Below are 16,863 nucleotides of genomic sequence, written 5' to 3' on the forward strand. Positions count from 1 at the left end.
AACAAAACGGGTTTTCGAGTCCCGACCACCGATGCACGGTGGCGCAGTAACGATTACCTGCTGTTGTTCGGAATGCCAACGGGTAGGGGGCAATGCCGCCAAAACCCGAGACGCTTTTGGCATTGTCGCATAGCCCCGGATGCGGCGAGAGCCTTGGCGTGCTTGGCGGAACGGCGCTTCTGTAACGGAGTCGTCAGAACCTTCCGCCAGAGACGCAGGGAGCGGCAAATGCGACAGCACAGGGTAGGCGAAAGCGTATTGCTGCTACTAGCGGCGCCTGGCTAGCCAGTCGAATCTGGCCGCTCGCGGAACCAAGCCCCGAGCTGGCCGTGGTGCGCGAAGTGGCGCAGTTCGAACTGACGAGATTCGTGAATGACGTGCCGCCATCGGGCACAGCCGTACTTCTTGGGGGTTTGTTCCGGGTGGTGCTCTGCTACCCAGCGAACGGCTGTGTCCAGATTCACCCAGCCGTCGATCGCCCGTTCTCGGAAGGCCTTTCTCAGCGCACTGACAATACCTGTGAGCGGCCAATGGATCTGCCCATCAGGCGCGATGCCGTTGACCATAAACTCATGGAACTGGGGTGACTGAACCAGCTCCGCAAACGCTTTCGCTCCCCGCGCAACATCAGCCGCAAGTGCACGCAGCCGTTGAAATTGGCGGTCGATCTGAGCGTAGGAACTGCTGAGTGCAACCTGTGCCTCCAGGCATCCTTCGATAGTCTGGATATCGTATTGCTCGATGAAGTGGTGAACGAGCACGTTCCTGAGATTCACCAGATCGCGCAGGTCGGCTTGCAGCGTTGCATGGGATTGCTCTGGAAACTCTAGCCCCATGTGCAGAGCGACGAAGCTTGAATTGCTGTCGTAACCCGATGGGCCGCCAGGGGCTTCGCTGCCCTCTTTGACCACGCATTCGGTAGTCAGGTGACCTACCAGCCCCCCCCATTGTCTTGCCGCTGATCTCTGCTTTGCGCTTGTCCAAGGCCATTGGGAGCGTTTCCGGCGTACCGAACAACTTCTGAAAGGCCAGCATGGACTTCATCAGTTGCTCGCACTGCTGAAGTCGCAGAATGCAACGGCCAAGAAGCAGTTGCACCTCGTGCTGCGCACCGACAATTTCATTCTGGTCGAAGACGGACATGGCAAACCTGAGCATGGGACACGTCGACTTTACAGCGTGAGATGGTGGAAACTCAGGCTGGACCAGAATGATGAGGTTGTTGTCTGCATCGCTTGCGGGCGTGAGTGACTTTCTGCCTATTGACCCCGCAGGGCGTCACGCTGAATCTGACTACCGCTGTAGTCAATCGGAACTGTCCTGCCCGCAGCAGGAAGGTTCTGCGGCGTTTGAACGGACTCCACCCACTGGCGCAGGCCGCTACAAGGATCACTGTACGTGTTACGCCGCAATCGACTTCTTCTGTCTGCGGGTCTGCTCCCGCTTCCGTGGTTCCTGTTCTGGTCCAGCGTTGCTGCCCTGCTCGCGCCGGGTTACAACCCGCTTGCCCAGCACGCCAGCGAGCTGCTGCAGGCGCCAACGCTCGCAAGCATTTGCGCCAGGATCGCCGCCATCGGCTCCAGTGTCGGCTTCGTGGCGTTCTCCATCGGGGTGTGGCGGGAGTCCGGTCGCCGGATTGCCGTAGGTGCAATCTGCTGGTTGGTCTTTGGCATTTCCATGCTGACCAACGGGCTCTGGCCCATGGGCCATCCGATGCATGGCTTCTACACCATCGGTATCGCAAACGTCATTGCACCGGCGATGTCGCACATCGAACTGAGCGCGTGGTCTGCCAACCGAAGGGCGTACGCCTTGACTGCTATGGCGAGCATCGCGGGCATCGTCTATCTCTGGTTGAACGTGGTGGGAGCGGATCCGGATGGGTTCAGGGGGCTGACACAGCGCCTGTTCTCGTCGATCAACTCGCTGTGGCCATTCCTGGTTGCGCTGTACCTGCTGCGCAGGGGTTCAAGCGCGCTGACGGCGCAGCCTGCGCATTGATGGAAGGGTGTGCAGGCATTTGGGCGATGATTGAGCGTGCGGAGTTGAGAGCAAGATGAGGATTTTTCGCCGCCAGCTGATCTACGTCAAAGTGCACCAGGACCATTTTACTGCGCGGTTGGTCGGTGGAGACAGGACCATCCGTCGCCAGTGCCATGCCCTTGGCAATCGCGCGGGCCCGATCAAAGACTTTTCGAATATCCGGCCCCTGCTCAAGGCGATCTTCTCGGAACTCATGCCCGGGTTCTCTTTCGTCAAGCCGTGGGGGATTCTGCACTTTGATCCGATTGAGTACCCGGTTACGAAGGAGGAACTGGCGGGGTTCCAGAAGGCTGCCATGCAAAGCGGCGCGAGTTTCTGCTTTCTCTCCACGTGGGAGCAGCGGCATGAAGACAGGGATCTGTTGGAGATGTTCAAGTAGGGTTCGGCCCGATACTTCGTTCTAGGCCACGCAGATTCTTGGGCCGGTTGGAGGCACTGCGGGAGTCCGCTCTTGACCGAAAGCGGACCCGCAGTCCAGATGATTCCGATATATGTGCAGCCATCCGCTTGTAAGAGAGTACGGACACGATCAATCGGATAAATGACGTATGCCAGTGTGACGCCAGAATTCGACTCTACACACCTACGTGGAGCATGAAGAACCATTTCAGGTGATGACTTCGGCTCAGGGGGGGGGGCGAGGATCTTAGAGATGCATATCTGCACGCTCAATTGATTATGTTAGTTTGATTGGCTGAACAACACGATTGCTCTTCACGGGATGAGATGCCGGGTGGCGCTGATAGCACTTTTCGAACGCAGCAACAGGAATTTACGCTGGAACGAATCGCAGAAGTCCTGCGCATCCAAATAGCTAGAGGCCAGTCATGAGTTCGACCGTCGAGTTCTTTGTTGAGACGATCGCCAAGGATCGCACTGGGAAGCCGGTGTACGTAGGTTTTGTTGTCACGGGCGGCCCGATATGCGTCGGAGACAAGTTTGTCTCGATGTATGAAATTCCGAGGACACTGGAAGACATCCAACTGGGACGCCGGTGCACCTCTCCAGAAAACGTCCGTGACATCTCTATTGGTGTGGATGCAATAGATGCAAACAGGCGGCGAGTACAGGCGTTACCTGATGGCGTGACCGGTGCACTTTATCTAACGGGTGAAGACGTGAGGTTTATTGGGGCTCGAACTTACTTGCTAACGTCGGGTTGATCTAAGTGATCCTCAGCCATCGCCAGCGCAACGATGCTCGGCGGCGATTGCCAGATAGAGATCCAGCTCTTGCGCGCCAGTGATTTGCCAATCAAGGAAGGTGAGATGAATTTCATACAAGGACAGATTGTGAAAACTGTGCTTGGAGCGGGGACTACGCTCTATATTTTCAACGCGAATGTCATCAAATACGATCTCCCGATACCACGGGCTCACACTGTCAGGAGCGATGGATGAAGGTCGTCTACAGCTTGCGCAATGATCTTGAGAAAGATCTGTCCAGGATTCGAGATGCGCAATCCTTGACGTTGAACGACGCGATGCCATTGCTTGGATTAAAAGGCGATAAGGGTCTATTTGGTAGCGAGGAATGGTGGTCCAATATCGAGTCCGGAGTCATTGAGGGTGAGTGCGTCACGGGTGTAATTACGAGCCTGTACGTTGCGGGGCAGGAGTGCCTCGATCACCCAAACGAATTCGAGTTCACTCTAAATGATGGGAGTTCAAGGTCGGAAACAATCTTGACGGATGATCCAAATTCCATTTCTGCATACGCCATCGGACGGAAAGTTCAAATCCACTACGCGTACGATGAGCTTAAGTGTCCATTGAGAAATGGGCTTCCTCAGTATCTAGACTTCGTTGTAAAAATAGAGATAGAGGAGTTATAGCGTTAGTTGGCTTCGGTGCGGTGCGCGATGAAGGCGCGGTTCCACTTGCTTTTCATGCCCGGTTTCTGGCGCGAAGACTCGGTTTGTGAATCCGCGCCTGTGGTGAACGTCCGCTTCTGGCCGGAAGCAGACATCAGCACTGCGTAGGCGTTAGTCCGGTGCTATTCTCCGCTTTCGACCCAAAGCAGACATTCTCCTCCAATGCCGCGAGTTGCCATAACTGTCCTGCTAGGTGAAGGTGACGACGCCGGATCCGAGGCTAAGTTCAATGCCGAGTGGGAGCTTGTCGAGCAATGGTTGGACCGCTGGCGAGACAACATGGCTACCTGCCCCGAAAACTTTGAGGGGTGCGGTTGTTGCTTCGTGTATTGGGAAGTGGATGCACCGCAGTGTGCGCTAGAGGAGCTTCCTTCTCATCTCTTGACCGGCACGTGGTAGCCGACAACCAATGTCCGCTTCTGGCCGAAAGCGGACATCGTTCGAAGACATTGATCTTCCGTCAGCCAAAGCACGGGTCTTTCCTTCCATCAATTGATGATCTCCCCGCTCCCCGAAGCAACAAACGCCCTCAACTGCCGAACGAACTCCGCGTCATAGGCTTCCCACTCCGTAATCTCCCCAACCACCCGCAACGGCTGCGCACTCCGATACGACCGTGTCGGATTCCCGGGGAACTTCTTGTTGGTCACATTCGGATCGTCTTCAAACGGCCCGGTCGGCTCCACCACATACACGCGCGGCCGCCCTTCACCCCGGGCCATCTCCGCAGCCAGCCCGGCGCCCTTGGCAATGGTGGTGAAGTAGATGTGGTTCATCACCACATTGTCGCGATAGTTGGAGCGGAAGCCCGCACTAAGCAGCTCGCCCACCGCCAGGTCAGCGCGGGTACCGTGATAGAACGGCCCGGCGACCTGGTCGCAGGTGTCATGCGAAACGGGTGTCCATTCGGTGTCCTGTGCCATCGCTGCTGCCCCTCTCTGTGCTGCCGGATCGACAGGCCGGCGAGTCTAGGGCGCCCGGTGGGCCTTGCTGCAAGGCCCCATCCGGGAAATAATCTGTAAACGGGAGGCGCGGTGCGCCTCCTTTTTTCATTCTGCGGCGCCGCGCCCTTCCAGCTCGCGCACGGCGGTTTCCAGCGCGTCCAGCTTCTGGCGGGTCTTCAGCAGCACGGCGCGCTGCACTTCGAACTCCTCGCGGGTGACCAGGTCCAGCTTGGCCAGGCCGGCCTGCAGCGCGCTCTTGAAGGTGGCCTGCAGTTCCTCGCGCGACTCGCGCAGGCCCGGCGGCACCAGGTCGCTGAGGCGACGGGCGAGGTCATCGATTTGATTCAGGTCGATCATGGGGTGCTCCGTGGGGGTGGGCCCGTGCATCCGGCGCGGGCAGGCCATTCGGGCACAAGGATACTGCCGGCACCCACTGCCCGGACAGGCGGCAGCGGCTTCGCACGGGCCGCGTTCAGGCGCTATCCTCCACGCCGGAAGACAGGAGATAGACGATGAAGATGGTCATGGCGGTGATCAAGCCGTTCAAGCTCGACGACGTGCGCGAAGCGCTGGCCGAGCGTGGGGTCACCGGGATCACGGTGACGGAAGTGAAGGGTTTTGGTCGCCAGAAGGGCCATACCGAGCTGTACCGTGGCGCGGAGTATGTGGTCGATTTCCTGCCGAAGGTGAAGCTGGAAGTGGCGGTGACCGATGACCAGGTGGAGGCGGTGGTTGAGGCCATCGTGAAGGCCGCCGGCACCGGCAAGATTGGGGACGGCAAGGTGTTCGTGTACGACCTGGGCAGCGTGGTGCGTATTCGTACCGGTGAGCTGGACGCGGACGCGTTGTAACCCGTTTGGCGGCATGTTGTAGAGCCGAGCCTATGCTCGGCTGCATTTCGCGTGATGCAGGTAGAGCGGTCGAGCAAGCTCGACCCCTACCAAAGCAAAGCATTTACCGGCGCTTGGCCCACTTGTAGAACCGCTTCCAGCCCTGGCGCACGGCAGCAACCCACCCAGGGTCGGCCACCAGTGCAGCCTGCGCGGCGCTCGGCGCCTGGCCGGTCACGCGCTGGCGGATCTTCAGCAGGTTCTTCATGTCGCTGCGGCGCATCTGCCGGCTCAGCGGGCCGCGCCGCAGCCAGCGCGGTACGCGCCAGGCCGAGGTGAAGTCCAGCAGCACGGGCACGCCGCCGCTGACCACCACGTTGGTGCCATGCAGGTCGTTGTGGGTGATGCCGGCGGCGTGCAAACGACTGAGCGCGTGCTGCAGCTGCTCGAACACCTCATTGCCGACGGCCTGTGCGGTGCTCAGGGTCTGGCCGGGGATGAACTCCATGCCCAGCGCCAGGCCACCGAGGGTGCCGAGCAGCGTGGGGGCGTGCTTCCAGCCGCCGAGGCGCTGCAGCATGCGGGCCTCGCGGCGCACCATCAGTCGCGCGATCAGCGAAACGGGAGTGCCGCGGTAGCGGGAATAGTCCTTGATGACTGCCTCGCGCCCGTCCAGGCAGGTGCGATAGACGTCAGGGGCCAGGAAGCGTTCGCCGCGCTTGAGCAGCAGCGGGGTGGCGGCCTCATCGCCGCAGGAGGAGGGGGGCAGAGCAGGAAGATACATGTCGGGGTCTCGGACGACCCGGTGGGTGGCGCAAAGCGTCAAGCGAACCGGTGTTACAGGGAGTTACTAAGTTTTCGTTAATTTTAGTACTCGCCAGTTCGCTATTCCACGATTTGTCGGAGAAATGTCAGGGGCGTGGCTGGAACAGTTCGTCGCGCTCAATCGGACAATTATGTCTCACTTGGTCGACGGTTCTTTCCGAATCAATAGGTTGGGCGTCGCATCGGTTCGTTCATCCGCGGCCCGCTGAACGTCGCGCACGTCCGGCTTGACCCCGACGCACGGCCTGCCGACCATAAGCTGTTAATTCGCGACATCGGCGGCCGCACCCTTCGGCACGTCCCCGTTCCCTGCCGCGTTCCTTACCGATGCTGGCCACCAGGCCGTGCATCGCCCCGATTCCCGTTCCGGCCGCGGCTGGAGGAAAGTGCTTTGATCATCAAAATCGTCATTGCAGCGCTGTTCGTCGCCTGCGTGCTGTACATCCACTTCCGTGGCAAGGTCCGCGCGCGCTGGTCGCGCCAGCTGCTGGACCACTCCAGTTTCATGGCCCCGATCAACGTGGTCATGTACATGTTCTCGAAGGTGCCGACCACGCCGTTCCTGGACCCGGCCAAGGAGTTCCCGCAGCTGGAGCCGCTGCGCCAGAACTGGCAGATGATCCGCGACGAGGCGCTGGCGCTGCGCGATGCACAGAAGATCGCTGCCTCCAGCACGTTCAATGATGCTGGCTTCAATTCGTTCTTCCGCCGTGGCTGGAAGCGCTTCTACCTGAAGTGGTACGGCCCGTCGCACCCGTCGGCGAAGGCGATGTGCCCGAAGACCACGGCGTTGCTGGAGTCGCTGCCGGACGTGCGTGCGGCGATGTTCGCGCAGCTGCCGTCGGGCAGCGAGCTGCGTCCGCACCGCGACCCGTTCGCCGGATCGCTGCGCCTGCACCTGGGCCTGGCTACGCCGAACAACGACGGCTGCTACATCGAAGTGGACGGCATCAAGAAGAGCTGGCGCGATGGCGAGTGGATGATGTTCGACGAGACCTACATCCACCACGCGCACAACGAGACGCCCGATGACCGCGTGATCCTGTTCTGCGACATCGCCCGCCCGCTGCGCTTCGGCCTGCCGGGGCTGTTCAATCGTGCGGTGGCGGCCACGCTGCTGGCCGGTGGTGCCTCGCCGAACCTGCCGGGTGACCCGACCGGTGGCGTCAACAAGGCATTCGGCAGCGTCTACAAGGTGCGCCTGAAAGCCAAGGCGCTGCGCGAGCGCAGCGTGGTGGCCTACCAGCTGATCAAGTGGGGCCTGGTGGTGGCGGTGATCGCCGGCATCTGGGCGCTGTAACTGTAGAGCCGAGCCCATGCTCGGCTTGATTTATCGCAACCTGTCCGAAGAGCAGCCGAGCATGGCTCGGCTCTACAGAAAGCAGAAAACCCGCGCTGTCGCCAGCGCGGGTTTTTCTTTTGCATTGGTGGGTGCCGACCGTTGGTCGGCACGCCTTACTTCAATGCCGCCTGCACGAACGGCGGGGTCACCAGCACGCCGGTGTGCAGCGCGGCGGTGTAGTACAGGGTGTTGAAGGTCTTGGCGGCCGAGTCGGCCTGGCGGAAGTCGAAGCTGCTGTCGCCCTTGCGCGCCATGGTCACGCTCCACCAGCCGGTGGGGTAGCACGGCTGCGGGAACGGCAGGGTCTTGAACGAGCCGAAGCCGGCCTTGCCCATCTCGGTGCGCATTTCGTTGATCAGGTCCAGCTGCATCAGCGGCGACTCGGACTGCTGCACCAGGATGCCGTCGTCCTTCAGGGCCTTGAAGCAGCTCTCGTAGAAGGCCTTGTTGAACAGGCCTTCGCCCGGGCCGACCGGGTCGGTCGAATCGACGATCACCACGTCCACGCTGCCGGCCGGGCAGTTGGCCATGTAGGCCACGCCGTCGTCGAACAGCAGCTCGGCGCGGGCGTCGTCGTTGGAGTCGCACAGTTCCGGGAAGTGCTTGCGCGCCATCACGGTGACCTGCTCGTCGATATCGCACTGGGTCACGCTCTCCACGCCCTTGTGCTTGAGCACTTCGCGCAGGGTGCCGCAGTCGCCGCCACCGATGATCACCACGCGCTTCGGCGCGGCGTGGGTGAACAGCACCGGGTGGCTGATCATCTCGTGGTAGAAGAAGTTGTCCTTGCTGGTCAGCATGATGGCCCCGTCGATGGTCATCAGGTTGCCCCAGTCGGTGGTCTGGAAGATCTCGATCTTCTGGAACGGCGACTGCACCTCGTCCAGCTTGCCGGTGATGCGGTAGCCGATGGCCGAGCCGGTGCGCTCGAAGTGTTCGATGTACCAGTTGTTGCTGTCAGTCATTGGAAAACAGTCCTGTTCGGAGGGGTGGAGCCGGGCTGGCGGGCGGGGCCGCGTGGCACAGATGCCACATCCGGACGGATCGGCCCGTTCAGGTTGGAACCTGTCACGGGCGCGGGCGCGCATGATAACGAACCTGTGGGCATATAGGCGTTATCATGCCCCCCCTTTTATTGCCAACAAGGCCGACTGAAATGACCGATTGGTCCCTCGACCAAGCCCGCAAGACCTACTCGATCCCGCATTGGGCGGACGGTTACTTCGACGTGGATCAGGCCGGGCACATGGTGGTGAGACCGACCGGGGCGGACGGCCCGGTGGTGTCGCTGCCCAAGGTGGTCGATGCGGCGCGCGCGGCCGGCGCCAAGCTGCCGCTGCTGGTGCGCTTCCCGGACATCCTCGGCCAGCGCCTGGGCAAGCTGCAGGCAGCCTTCGGCCAGGCCCAGCAGGACTGGGAGTACAGCGGCGGCTACACCGCTGTGTACCCGATCAAGGTCAACCAGACCCGCGGCGTGGCCGGCACCCTGGCCAGCCACCACGGCGAAGGCTTCGGCCTGGAAGCGGGCAGCAAGCCCGAGCTGATGGCCGTGCTGGCGCTGTCGCGCCCGGGTGGCCTGATCGTCTGCAACGGCTACAAGGACCGCGAGTACATCCGCCTGGCCCTGATCGGCCGCAAGCTGGGCCTGCAGACCTTCATCGTCATCGAGAAGCCGTCCGAGCTGAAGCTGGTGCTGGAAGAGTCCAAGGCGCTGGACGTGAAGCCGGGCCTGGGCGTGCGCATGCGCCTGGCGTCGCTGGGCGCCGGCAAGTGGCAGAACAGCGGTGGTGACAAGGCCAAGTTCGGCCTGTCGCCGCGCCAGCTGCTGGACCTGTGGAAGTCGCTGCGTGACACCGAGTACGCCGACTGCCTGAACCTGCTGCACTTCCACATGGGCTCGCAGATCTCCAACGTGCGCGACATCGCCAACGGCATGCGCGAAGCCACCCGCTACTTCGTGGAGCTGTCGCGCCTGGGCGCGAAGATCACCCACGTCGATGTGGGCGGTGGCCTGGGCGTGGACTATGAAGGCACCCGTTCGCGCAGCTTCTGCTCGATCAACTACGGCCTGCATTCCTACGCCAGCAACATCGTGCAGCCGCTGGCCAATGCGTGCGAAGAGTTCGGCCTGACCCCGCCGCGCATCGTCACCGAGTGCGGCCGCGCGATGACCGCGCACCACGCGGTGCTGATCGCCAACGTCTCGGAAGTGGAAGAGGCGCAGGAAGGCCGCGTGCCGGACCAGCACGACGACGAGCCGGCGGCGATCCGCCACCTGCGTGAGATCCACGACGAGCTGGACGTGCGCCCGGCGGTGGAGCTGTTCCAGGAAGCGCAGCATTTCCACGCTGAAGGCCTGGCCAGCTACGCGCTGGGCCAGATCGACCTGCCGCAGCGTGCGCGCATCGACGATCTGTTCTACGCCATCGCCCACGGCGTGCGTGCGCGCCTGAGCTATGACGAGAAGAGCCATCGCCCGGTGCTGGACGAACTGAACGAGCGCCTGGTCGACAAGTACTTCGTCAACTTCAGCGTGTTCGAATCGATCCCGGACGTGTGGGCGATCGACCAGGTGTTCCCGATCGTGCCGATCGAGCGCCTGGACGAAACCCCGGACCGTCGCGGCATCATCGCCGACATGACCTGCGACTCGGACGGCATGGTGGAAACCTATGTCGAGAACGAGAGCCTGGACAGCTCGCTGCCGCTGCACAAGATGAAGCCGGGCGAGAGCTACCGCATCGGCTTCTTCATGGTCGGCGCCTACCAGGAAATCCTGGGCGACATCCATAACCTGTTCGGCGATACCGACGCGGTGGAAGTGCTGGCCGATGCCGATGGCTACGCGATCACCCAGCAGCGCCGTGGTGACACCACCGACGTGATGCTGGACTACGTGGGTTACCGCCTGGACGAACTGCGCGCGACCTATGCCCAGCGCGTGGCCGAGGCCCAGTTGTCGCCGGAACGCGCGCAGGAGTTGTCGGAGGCGCTGGAAGCCGGCCTGACCGGTTACACCTACCTGTCCGACGAACCGCTGGTCTGATGGACGGCGCCGGGCCTGCCCGGCGCCACCGTTGCAGATGAGCGCGCGCGCGATCTTCCACCTGTTCCTGCATGCCGCCGTGCCAGCGCTGCTGGCATGGCTGTTCTGGCGCAAGCGCTTTGCCTCGGCATGGTTGCTGATGCTGCTGGGCTGGATCATCGATCTGGACCACCTGCTGGCCGATCCGATCTATGCACCGAACCGCTGCAGCATCGGTTTCCACCCGCTGCACACCGCACCGGCCATCGCGTTCTATGCCGGGCTGTGCGTGCCGAAGAAGACGCGGTTGGTAGGCATCGGTTTGATCATCCACATCGTGCTGGACGCGATTGATTGCTGGTGGATGCATCACCGTTGATGGGGAACTGAAATGCCCGGCGAAGGCGGTAGAGTCGACTGTTAGTCGACTGCTCTTGGCTGCGGTGCTGGGAAATCCCGCGCTGCGCGCGAAAGTCGACTAACAGTCGACTCTACCCGCCTGGCGTTCCAGCGTTGACGAGTCACCCCACCGGCAACCACAACGTTGCGCGCAACCCTGGCTGCGCATTCTCCAGCGCCACGCGTCCGCCATAACTGGCGGCGATATCCCCCACGATCGCCAACCCCAGTCCACTACTCCCTTCGCGCTCATCCAGCCGCACGCCGCGCTGGGTGACCCGTTCCAGGGCGTCTGCAGCCAGGCCGGGGCCGTCGTCGCGCACTTCGACGCGTAGCTGCCCTTCGCTGGTTTCCGCTTCGACAGTGACCTGCTGTTGCGCCCAGCGCCCGGCGTTGTCCAGCAGGTTGCCCAGCATCTCTTCCAGATCCGCACTGGCACCGGCGAACTGCAACGCTGGATCGATGCCTGCCGCCGTGAACGCGATGCCACGTTCGCCATGCACCCGTGCCATCAGCCGGCACAGCGCCTGCGCGACGGCGGCCACGTTGGTGCGCTGGCGATGGTCTGCGGCCAGTCCGGCAGCCAGGTAACGGTCGACGCTGGCCTGCATGCGCGCACTTTGTTCGCGCACGGTGGCACGCCAATGCGTACCGTCGCCGTCGGCCTCGGTGGCCAGCACGCTCAAGGGGGTTTTCAATGCATGCGCCAGATCCTGTGCGCTGGTGCGTGCCCGCGTGACCATGCGCTGCTGGTGCTCCAGCAGTGCGTTGAGTTCGTCACCCAGGGGCGCGACCTCCGCGCCCAACCCGCGCGTCTCGATGCGCTGCGCCTCACCGCGCCGCACGCGCTCCAGCTGTGCACCGAGGCGATGCAACGGGCGCAGCCCGAAGTGCACCTGGCTGGCCAGCACCGCCAGCCACGCTGCGACGAGCACACCCAACGCGATGGCGGTGCGCTGCCGGAACGCGGCCACATCGGCATCCAGCGCGCTGCGGTCGGTGGCAACCACCGCCACGAATGGTTCACTGGCACGTGGCAGGCGCACCTGCTGCACGCGTGCGCGCAGGGATTGCTGCAGCGGTCCGGGCAGATTGCGCGTGGCCGGCCCGGTAGCCGGCGCCGGCAGGGTTTCATCCCACAGCGAGCGCGACTGCAGCAGCACGCGGCCATCGGCACCGGCGATCTGCCAGTAGGCGCCGGAGAACACACGCTGGAAGCGCGCGTCATTCGGTTCCTGGCGCAGGCGCAGCTGTCCGTCCGCATCCACCTCGGCCTGCGCCAGCAGGGTCAGCATGTCCTGCTGCAGTTCGTGGTCGAGGCGGTCACGCGCGTTGCGCTTGAACAGTTCGCCCAGCAGCGCGCTGGCCAGCAGCGAGACCAGCAGCAGGCCGACGCCGCCGGCCAGCAGCAGTCGCCGCCGCAGCGAGCGTTGCCTGTTCATGGCGCGGCCAACCGCCAGCCTTGGCCGCGCACGGTTTGTATCAGATCGGTGCCGAGCTTGCGGCGCACGCGCCCGAGCAGCACGTCCAGCGCGTTGGAGTCCGGGTCGTGGCCGCCCTCGAACACCTGTTCGCCCAGGCGATCGCGACCGATGACCTGGCCGCTGTGATGGATGAAGTAGCTGAGCAGGCGGAACTCCTGCGGACTGAGCGACAGCGCTTGGCCGTCCAGTTCGAAGCGGCCGGCGTTGACGTCCAGCTGCAGCGGCCCGCAGTGCAGGCGCGGGCTGGCATGGCCATGACTGCGGCGGATCAGGGCGCGCAGGCGCAGCACCAGCTCGTCGGCCTGGAACGGTTTGGTCAGGTAATCGTCGGCGCCGGCATCGAAGCCAGCCAGCTTGTCGTGCCAGCGCCCGCGCGCGGTCAGCACCAGCACAGGAAAGCTGCGGCCGTTGCCGCGCCAGCGCTCGATCACGCTCAATCCGTCCAGCCCGGGCAGGCCCAGGTCGACGATGGCCGCCTGCAGGTCCTCGATCTGGCCGATTTCCTCGGCCTCGCGCCCGTCGGCAACCGCGTGCACCACGTAGCCGGCCTGTTCCAGCAGGGGCAGCAGGCGCTGAGCCAGCGCGGCATCGTCTTCGGCCAACAGGATGCGCATCAGTCGTCCAGCTCCGTCTTCAGCAGCTTTCCGCTGCGCGCATCATAGTCCAGCTCCACCACCACGCCGTCGCCGCGCAGGATCTCCACTTCGTAGACGCCGTCGTCCAGCTCTACCTCCAGCAGCTGGCCGGGGTAGCGCTTGAGTGCATCGCGCACCACGCTTTCCAATGGCACGTAGCGGCCCTGCTGCACCGCGCGGCGCGCGACCTGCTGCGCCGGGTCCTGTGCGGACGCGGCGGCGGTCGGGGCGCTGGCCAGGGCCAGCAGCAGGGGCAGGGTGGAGAGCATCGGTGCACAGGGCGGGCGGTAGGAACAGGCGTGAGTGTGGCGGGGGTGACTAACAGCTGGCTAACAGTGGCGGCTAAGGCGCTGTTAACCACGGGGTGCATTGTGGCGTTGCCGGGATGGTCCGGCCACGAACACGAACGGAGAACCCCCATGTTGAAGTCGCTCACCCTCGCCACTGTTGCCCTGCTGGTCATCGCGCCGACCGCCCAGGCGGCGCCGCTGGGCATGGCCCAGGTTGAACAGACCCTGCGCAAGGCTGGCTACACCCAGATCCACGAAATCGAACGCGATGATGGCCTGTGGGAGGCCGACGTGAGCCGCGCCGATGGCCGCTTCAGCGAGGTTTACGTGGACCCGAAGACCGGCGAGATCTTCGACGAGCACAGCAGCCGCGCGCTGTTGACCACCGAGCAGGTGTTGGCACGGGCACAGGCGCATGGCCTGCGCGAAATCCATTCACTGGAACGCGATGGTGCGACCTGGTCGTTGGAAGCCCGCAATGCCCGCAACCAGAAGGTGGACGTGCGCCTGAGCGGTTATGACGGCCGCATCCTGCACAGCGAGCGTGATGGCTGGCTGGATTGATTCGCGTACCGGTAGGTGCCGGCCTTGGTCGGCACGGAGCGCAAAGCGTGTCGACCAAGGTCGACACCCACCGGACACGTGCAGCGTTAGCGGCCGACCTTGGTCGGCCCAGGCCTGACGCGGGGCTTACCAGCCAAACGGCGGCGGGTAATCCCAGCCCGGGCCGCGGCCGTAGTAGCCGCCATACGGACCGAAGAAGCCCGGGCCCTTGCCCTCGCTCACGTGGATGTTGACGTTGACCCCGTGGGTCTTGCCCTCATCGGTGGTGTAGTTCTTGCTCAGGTTCAGCGTGGCGGCGTTGTAGTGACTGTTGCCGCCGTTCTTGGAATAACCGATGCCGGTGGTGAAGCTGCCGGACACTTTGACCTTGTCGTCGGTCACGTCGGCGATCTTGGCGTCGTCGTGCACGCGCGGGCCGCTCTTGTCGCCGTAGTACGTGCCTGGCGGGTCCTGCTGCAGGGTCGGGTCATTCAGATAGCGCATGGGTGCCTGCGGCAGCGACAGATCCAGGCCGGTCGCCTGTGGCGCGGTCGCGCCGGCAGCGGACTGGGCCAGCACGGTTCCCGGCAGGGCCAAGCACAGCAGCAGGGTCAGGGGGCGGATCATGACAGCGCTCCAGCGGACAGGTGGCCACGCAACACGCGGCGGTACAGGCCGACGCTAGCAGGGGCTGCTTGAATGATGCCTGTCGGCGCCGGATTGGGGTAGAGCCAGGCCATGCCTGGCTGCACGCTACAACCGCCCGAACCCGAACAGCCCCGCCAGCGGATGCCTGCGGCGCTCGATCCGGGCCCGTAGCAGCTGCGCGCCGATCATCGAATAGGTGATGCCGTTGCCGCCGTAGGCCATGGCGAAGTGCACCCTTGGGCCCCACTGATCGTGCGGGCCGAAGAACGGCAGGCCGTCCGCTGTTTCGGCGAAGGTACCGGCCCAGGAGAAGGCGGGTATCGGATCAAGGCGCGGGAACCAGTGCCGCAGCTGTTTCATCAGCTTGTCGGCCTTGCCCTGAACGCGCCGGTCGCGGCGGGCAGGGATGTCGACGGCGTCGTCCAGCCCGCCCACCAGCAGGCGACGCTCGCCGGTGGCGCGCAGGTACAGGTACGGGCGTGCGCTTTCCCACACCATCGTGCGCTGCAGGCGGCCCAGCACGTCTGCCTCGATGGGATCGGTAATGAACGCGTAGCTGCTGCGGTTGCGCGCAACCCGCTGATCGAGCCAGCGCTGGTTGGCATAGCCCATGGCCAGCACCACGTGGCGGGCGCGGATGGTGGCACCGTCTTCGGTACGGGCGGTCACCCCACGCGCAGTGGCGTCGAGGCTGTGCAGCACCGTGCGGTCATGCACGTGCCCGCCGCGCCGACGCAGGCGCTGCAGCAGCGCATAGGTCAGCCGATACGGATCGACCCGCGCCGCCTGGCGCGTGAGCAGGGCACCACCGGCGTCCACGCCGAAGCGCTCCTGCAGTGCCTTCGGGCCTAGCCAACGTGCGTCCAGGCCGATGCTGCGCCGGGCCTCACCCTCGGCCATCAGGCGGGGCACGTCGCGATGGCGGCTGGCCAGGTACAGGCTGTCCATGCGCTGGAAATCCACGTCCTTCAACCCGCGAGCGACCTCTCCCAGGGCCGGGATGGCCTCGGCACACGCCCGGTAGGCAAGCGCGGCGGCGTCCTGGCCGTAGCGCTGGGCCAGTTCCAGCAGATGGGTATCGATTTCGTACTGCAGCAGCGCCGTGCTGGCAGCCGTGCTGCCCCAGCCGATGTCGCGTTGCTCGATCAGGGCGACGTCGTGGCCATGCTGGGACAGTTCGTCGGCGATCAGCGCACCGGTGATGCCGCCGCCGACCACCAGCACGTCGCAGCGCAGGTCCTTTTCCAACGGTGGGAAGGCGTGGATCAATCCATTGCGTACCGCCCACCACGGGTAGCCACTCTTCAGGTCCATGGTCGTGCGTTGCTCAGGCGGTGGGGCGGCCGGTGTGCGGGGTCTGGATCAGTTCGGACAGATCGAAGCCCTGCAGGCGGGCGGTGGCCAGATAATGGTCCTGCACGGTGGCGTCCAGCTGCGGTTCGCGGGCCAGCAGCCACAGGTACTTGCGGTCCGGGCTGCCGACCAGCGACACGCTGTAGTCCGGCGCGACCTGGATCACCCAGTAGTCGCCCTTGGCGAACGGCAACCAGCGCAGGCCCTTGGGCAGGAAACTCACCTCCAGGCGCGCGCTGTCGTTGTCGACGGCGCAGGCCTCGCCGGTGGCTTCCTCGACCTCGCCGCCCATACGGCAGCGGTTGGTGACGCCGACGTTGCCGTTGTCGAGCAGGCTGTAGTGCGCTGACACGTCGGTGCAGCCTTCCGGTTCATGGCGCATCGGCAGGCGTGCGATCTCGTACCAGGTGCCCAGGTAGCGGGGCAGCTTGAGGTCAGCGACGGTTTTCAGCGGCGGATGGTCGGTCATCGGTGATCGTGGCAGGGGTGGGCCTCCACGATGCCGATGGCCTTGCCATGGGCGGGTGAAGCCGGGGCGATGGCCGTGTCCAGAACGTTCCGTCGCCCCGGCGGAGCGCCCGTTGTCACCGGCGTGGCGGTATCCTGCAGCCAGCGCCGTGTTTTCCTGA

General features: G+C 63.9%; 22 protein-coding genes. 10 read left to right on the top strand and 12 right to left on the bottom strand.

The features are described 5' to 3' along the window. Positions 1-281: 281 nt before the first annotated feature. The gene (locus HLA98_RS21390) at positions 282-911 is read right to left on the bottom strand and encodes an OST-HTH/LOTUS domain-containing protein (protein WP_232015493.1); all 630 of its coding nucleotides are present in this window, start codon (positions 909-911) and stop codon (positions 282-284) included. A 136-nt stretch (positions 912-1,047) separates the two neighbouring features. Between HLA98_RS21390 and HLA98_RS05505 the strand changes: the two genes are divergently transcribed. The 5 genes from HLA98_RS05505 to HLA98_RS05525 all read left to right on the top strand — a co-directional run bounded on the left by HLA98_RS05505 (position 1,048) and on the right by HLA98_RS05525 (position 3,877). Next, positions 1,048-1,251 carry an immunoglobulin domain-containing protein gene (locus HLA98_RS05505; protein WP_165284671.1) on the top strand — a complete coding sequence of 68 codons (204 nt, stop codon included), beginning with the start codon at positions 1,048-1,050 and terminating at the stop codon, positions 1,249-1,251. A gap of 147 nt (positions 1,252-1,398) precedes the next feature. Then, on the top strand, positions 1,399-2,001 hold the full coding sequence (locus HLA98_RS05510; protein ID WP_057501817.1) for a DUF998 domain-containing protein: 603 nt from the start codon (positions 1,399-1,401) through the stop codon (positions 1,999-2,001). A gap of 55 nt (positions 2,002-2,056) precedes the next feature. Beyond that, positions 2,057-2,422, top strand: a complete 366-nt coding sequence (locus HLA98_RS05515; RefSeq protein WP_057501818.1) for a hypothetical protein — start codon at positions 2,057-2,059, stop codon at positions 2,420-2,422. 448 nt (positions 2,423-2,870) lie between these two features. Next, on the top strand, positions 2,871-3,206 hold the full coding sequence (locus HLA98_RS05520; protein ID WP_129550621.1) for a hypothetical protein: 336 nt from the start codon (positions 2,871-2,873) through the stop codon (positions 3,204-3,206). 233 nt (positions 3,207-3,439) lie between these two features. Next, positions 3,440-3,877 carry an immunity protein RhsI2 family protein gene (locus HLA98_RS05525; protein WP_057501820.1) on the top strand — a complete coding sequence of 146 codons (438 nt, stop codon included), beginning with the start codon at positions 3,440-3,442 and terminating at the stop codon, positions 3,875-3,877. Positions 3,878-3,879: 2 nt separating this feature from the next. On the opposite strand, the gene HLA98_RS21345 is transcribed toward HLA98_RS05525, so the two are convergent. The 3 genes from HLA98_RS21345 to ubiK form a co-directional block, all read right to left on the bottom strand. Continuing rightward, positions 3,880-4,011: a hypothetical protein gene (locus tag HLA98_RS21345; protein ID WP_265340562.1), complete on the bottom strand. Its 132-nt coding sequence runs from the start codon at positions 4,009-4,011 to the stop codon at positions 3,880-3,882. A gap of 393 nt (positions 4,012-4,404) precedes the next feature. Beyond that, a complete protein-coding gene (gene arr / locus HLA98_RS05530; RefSeq protein ID WP_057501821.1) occupies positions 4,405-4,839 on the bottom strand; it encodes an NAD(+)--rifampin ADP-ribosyltransferase in 435 nt (144 codons plus the stop codon). A 126-nt stretch (positions 4,840-4,965) separates the two neighbouring features. Then, the gene (gene ubiK, locus HLA98_RS05535; RefSeq protein ID WP_005419983.1) at positions 4,966-5,217 is read right to left on the bottom strand and encodes a ubiquinone biosynthesis accessory factor UbiK; all 252 of its coding nucleotides are present in this window, start codon (positions 5,215-5,217) and stop codon (positions 4,966-4,968) included. Between the two features lie 155 nt (positions 5,218-5,372). Here ubiK and HLA98_RS05540 point away from each other — a divergent pair, with 155 nt between their 5' ends. After that, on the top strand, positions 5,373-5,711 hold the full coding sequence (locus HLA98_RS05540; RefSeq protein WP_005411374.1) for a P-II family nitrogen regulator: 339 nt from the start codon (positions 5,373-5,375) through the stop codon (positions 5,709-5,711). Between the two features lie 103 nt (positions 5,712-5,814). Here the strand turns inward: HLA98_RS05540 and HLA98_RS05545 are convergent, their stop codons facing one another. Then, positions 5,815-6,474 (bottom strand): RIO1 family regulatory kinase/ATPase domain-containing protein, encoded by a 660-nt coding sequence (locus HLA98_RS05545; RefSeq protein WP_057501822.1) that lies wholly within the window; start codon positions 6,472-6,474, stop codon positions 5,815-5,817. A gap of 435 nt (positions 6,475-6,909) precedes the next feature. On the opposite strand from HLA98_RS05545, the gene HLA98_RS05550 reads away from it, so the two are divergent. Further along, a complete protein-coding gene (locus HLA98_RS05550; protein WP_024957655.1) occupies positions 6,910-7,815 on the top strand; it encodes an aspartyl/asparaginyl beta-hydroxylase domain-containing protein in 906 nt (301 codons plus the stop codon). Positions 7,816-7,970: 155 nt separating this feature from the next. Here the strand turns inward: HLA98_RS05550 and speE are convergent, their stop codons facing one another. Next, entirely contained in the window at positions 7,971-8,822 is an 852-nt protein-coding gene (gene speE / locus HLA98_RS05555; protein WP_049403786.1) for a polyamine aminopropyltransferase, read from the bottom strand. Positions 8,823-9,013: 191 nt separating this feature from the next. Here speE and speA point away from each other — a divergent pair, with 191 nt between their 5' ends. Further along, complete coding sequence (gene speA, locus HLA98_RS05560) at positions 9,014-10,903, top strand: arginine decarboxylase (protein ID WP_012512349.1); 1,890 nt, start codon at positions 9,014-9,016, stop codon at positions 10,901-10,903. A 37-nt stretch (positions 10,904-10,940) separates the two neighbouring features. Further along, the gene (locus HLA98_RS05565) at positions 10,941-11,261 is read left to right on the top strand and encodes a DUF6122 family protein (protein ID WP_057501823.1); all 321 of its coding nucleotides are present in this window, start codon (positions 10,941-10,943) and stop codon (positions 11,259-11,261) included. 142 nt (positions 11,262-11,403) lie between these two features. Here the strand turns inward: HLA98_RS05565 and HLA98_RS05570 are convergent, their stop codons facing one another. Genes HLA98_RS05570 through HLA98_RS05580 form a run of 3 tightly spaced genes read right to left on the bottom strand, consistent with a single transcriptional unit; the run spans position 11,404 to position 13,669 of the window. After that, positions 11,404-12,723, bottom strand: coding sequence for a sensor histidine kinase (locus tag HLA98_RS05570; protein WP_057501824.1), 1,320 nt, complete (start codon positions 12,721-12,723; stop codon positions 11,404-11,406). Then, on the bottom strand, positions 12,720-13,379 hold the full coding sequence (locus HLA98_RS05575; RefSeq protein WP_049445475.1) for a response regulator transcription factor: 660 nt from the start codon (positions 13,377-13,379) through the stop codon (positions 12,720-12,722). The genes HLA98_RS05570 and HLA98_RS05575 overlap by 4 nt, the downstream gene beginning before the upstream one ends. Then, positions 13,379-13,669, bottom strand: a complete 291-nt coding sequence (locus HLA98_RS05580) for a PepSY domain-containing protein (RefSeq protein WP_049445473.1) — start codon at positions 13,667-13,669, stop codon at positions 13,379-13,381. Before HLA98_RS05580 ends, HLA98_RS05575 begins: the two co-directional genes overlap by 1 nt. A gap of 150 nt (positions 13,670-13,819) precedes the next feature. On the opposite strand from HLA98_RS05580, the gene HLA98_RS05585 reads away from it, so the two are divergent. Then, a complete protein-coding gene (locus HLA98_RS05585) occupies positions 13,820-14,254 on the top strand; it encodes a PepSY domain-containing protein (RefSeq protein WP_049445472.1) in 435 nt (144 codons plus the stop codon). Between the two features lie 126 nt (positions 14,255-14,380). Here HLA98_RS05585 and HLA98_RS05590 read toward each other — a convergent pair whose 3' ends face one another. The 3 genes from HLA98_RS05590 to HLA98_RS05600 form a co-directional block, all read right to left on the bottom strand. Beyond that, positions 14,381-14,860 carry a hypothetical protein gene (locus HLA98_RS05590; protein WP_057501825.1) on the bottom strand — a complete coding sequence of 160 codons (480 nt, stop codon included), beginning with the start codon at positions 14,858-14,860 and terminating at the stop codon, positions 14,381-14,383. Positions 14,861-14,986: 126 nt separating this feature from the next. After that, positions 14,987-16,195 carry an NAD(P)/FAD-dependent oxidoreductase gene (locus HLA98_RS05595; protein WP_057501826.1) on the bottom strand — a complete coding sequence of 403 codons (1,209 nt, stop codon included), beginning with the start codon at positions 16,193-16,195 and terminating at the stop codon, positions 14,987-14,989. A gap of 13 nt (positions 16,196-16,208) precedes the next feature. After that, positions 16,209-16,703, bottom strand: coding sequence for a lipocalin family protein (locus tag HLA98_RS05600; RefSeq protein ID WP_049445466.1), 495 nt, complete (start codon positions 16,701-16,703; stop codon positions 16,209-16,211). Positions 16,704-16,863 lie beyond the last annotated feature (160 nt).

It is taken from the genome of Stenotrophomonas africana (assembly GCF_013004645.1).
In the GTDB taxonomy this organism is placed as follows: Bacteria; Pseudomonadota; Gammaproteobacteria; order Xanthomonadales; family Xanthomonadaceae; genus Stenotrophomonas; species Stenotrophomonas africana.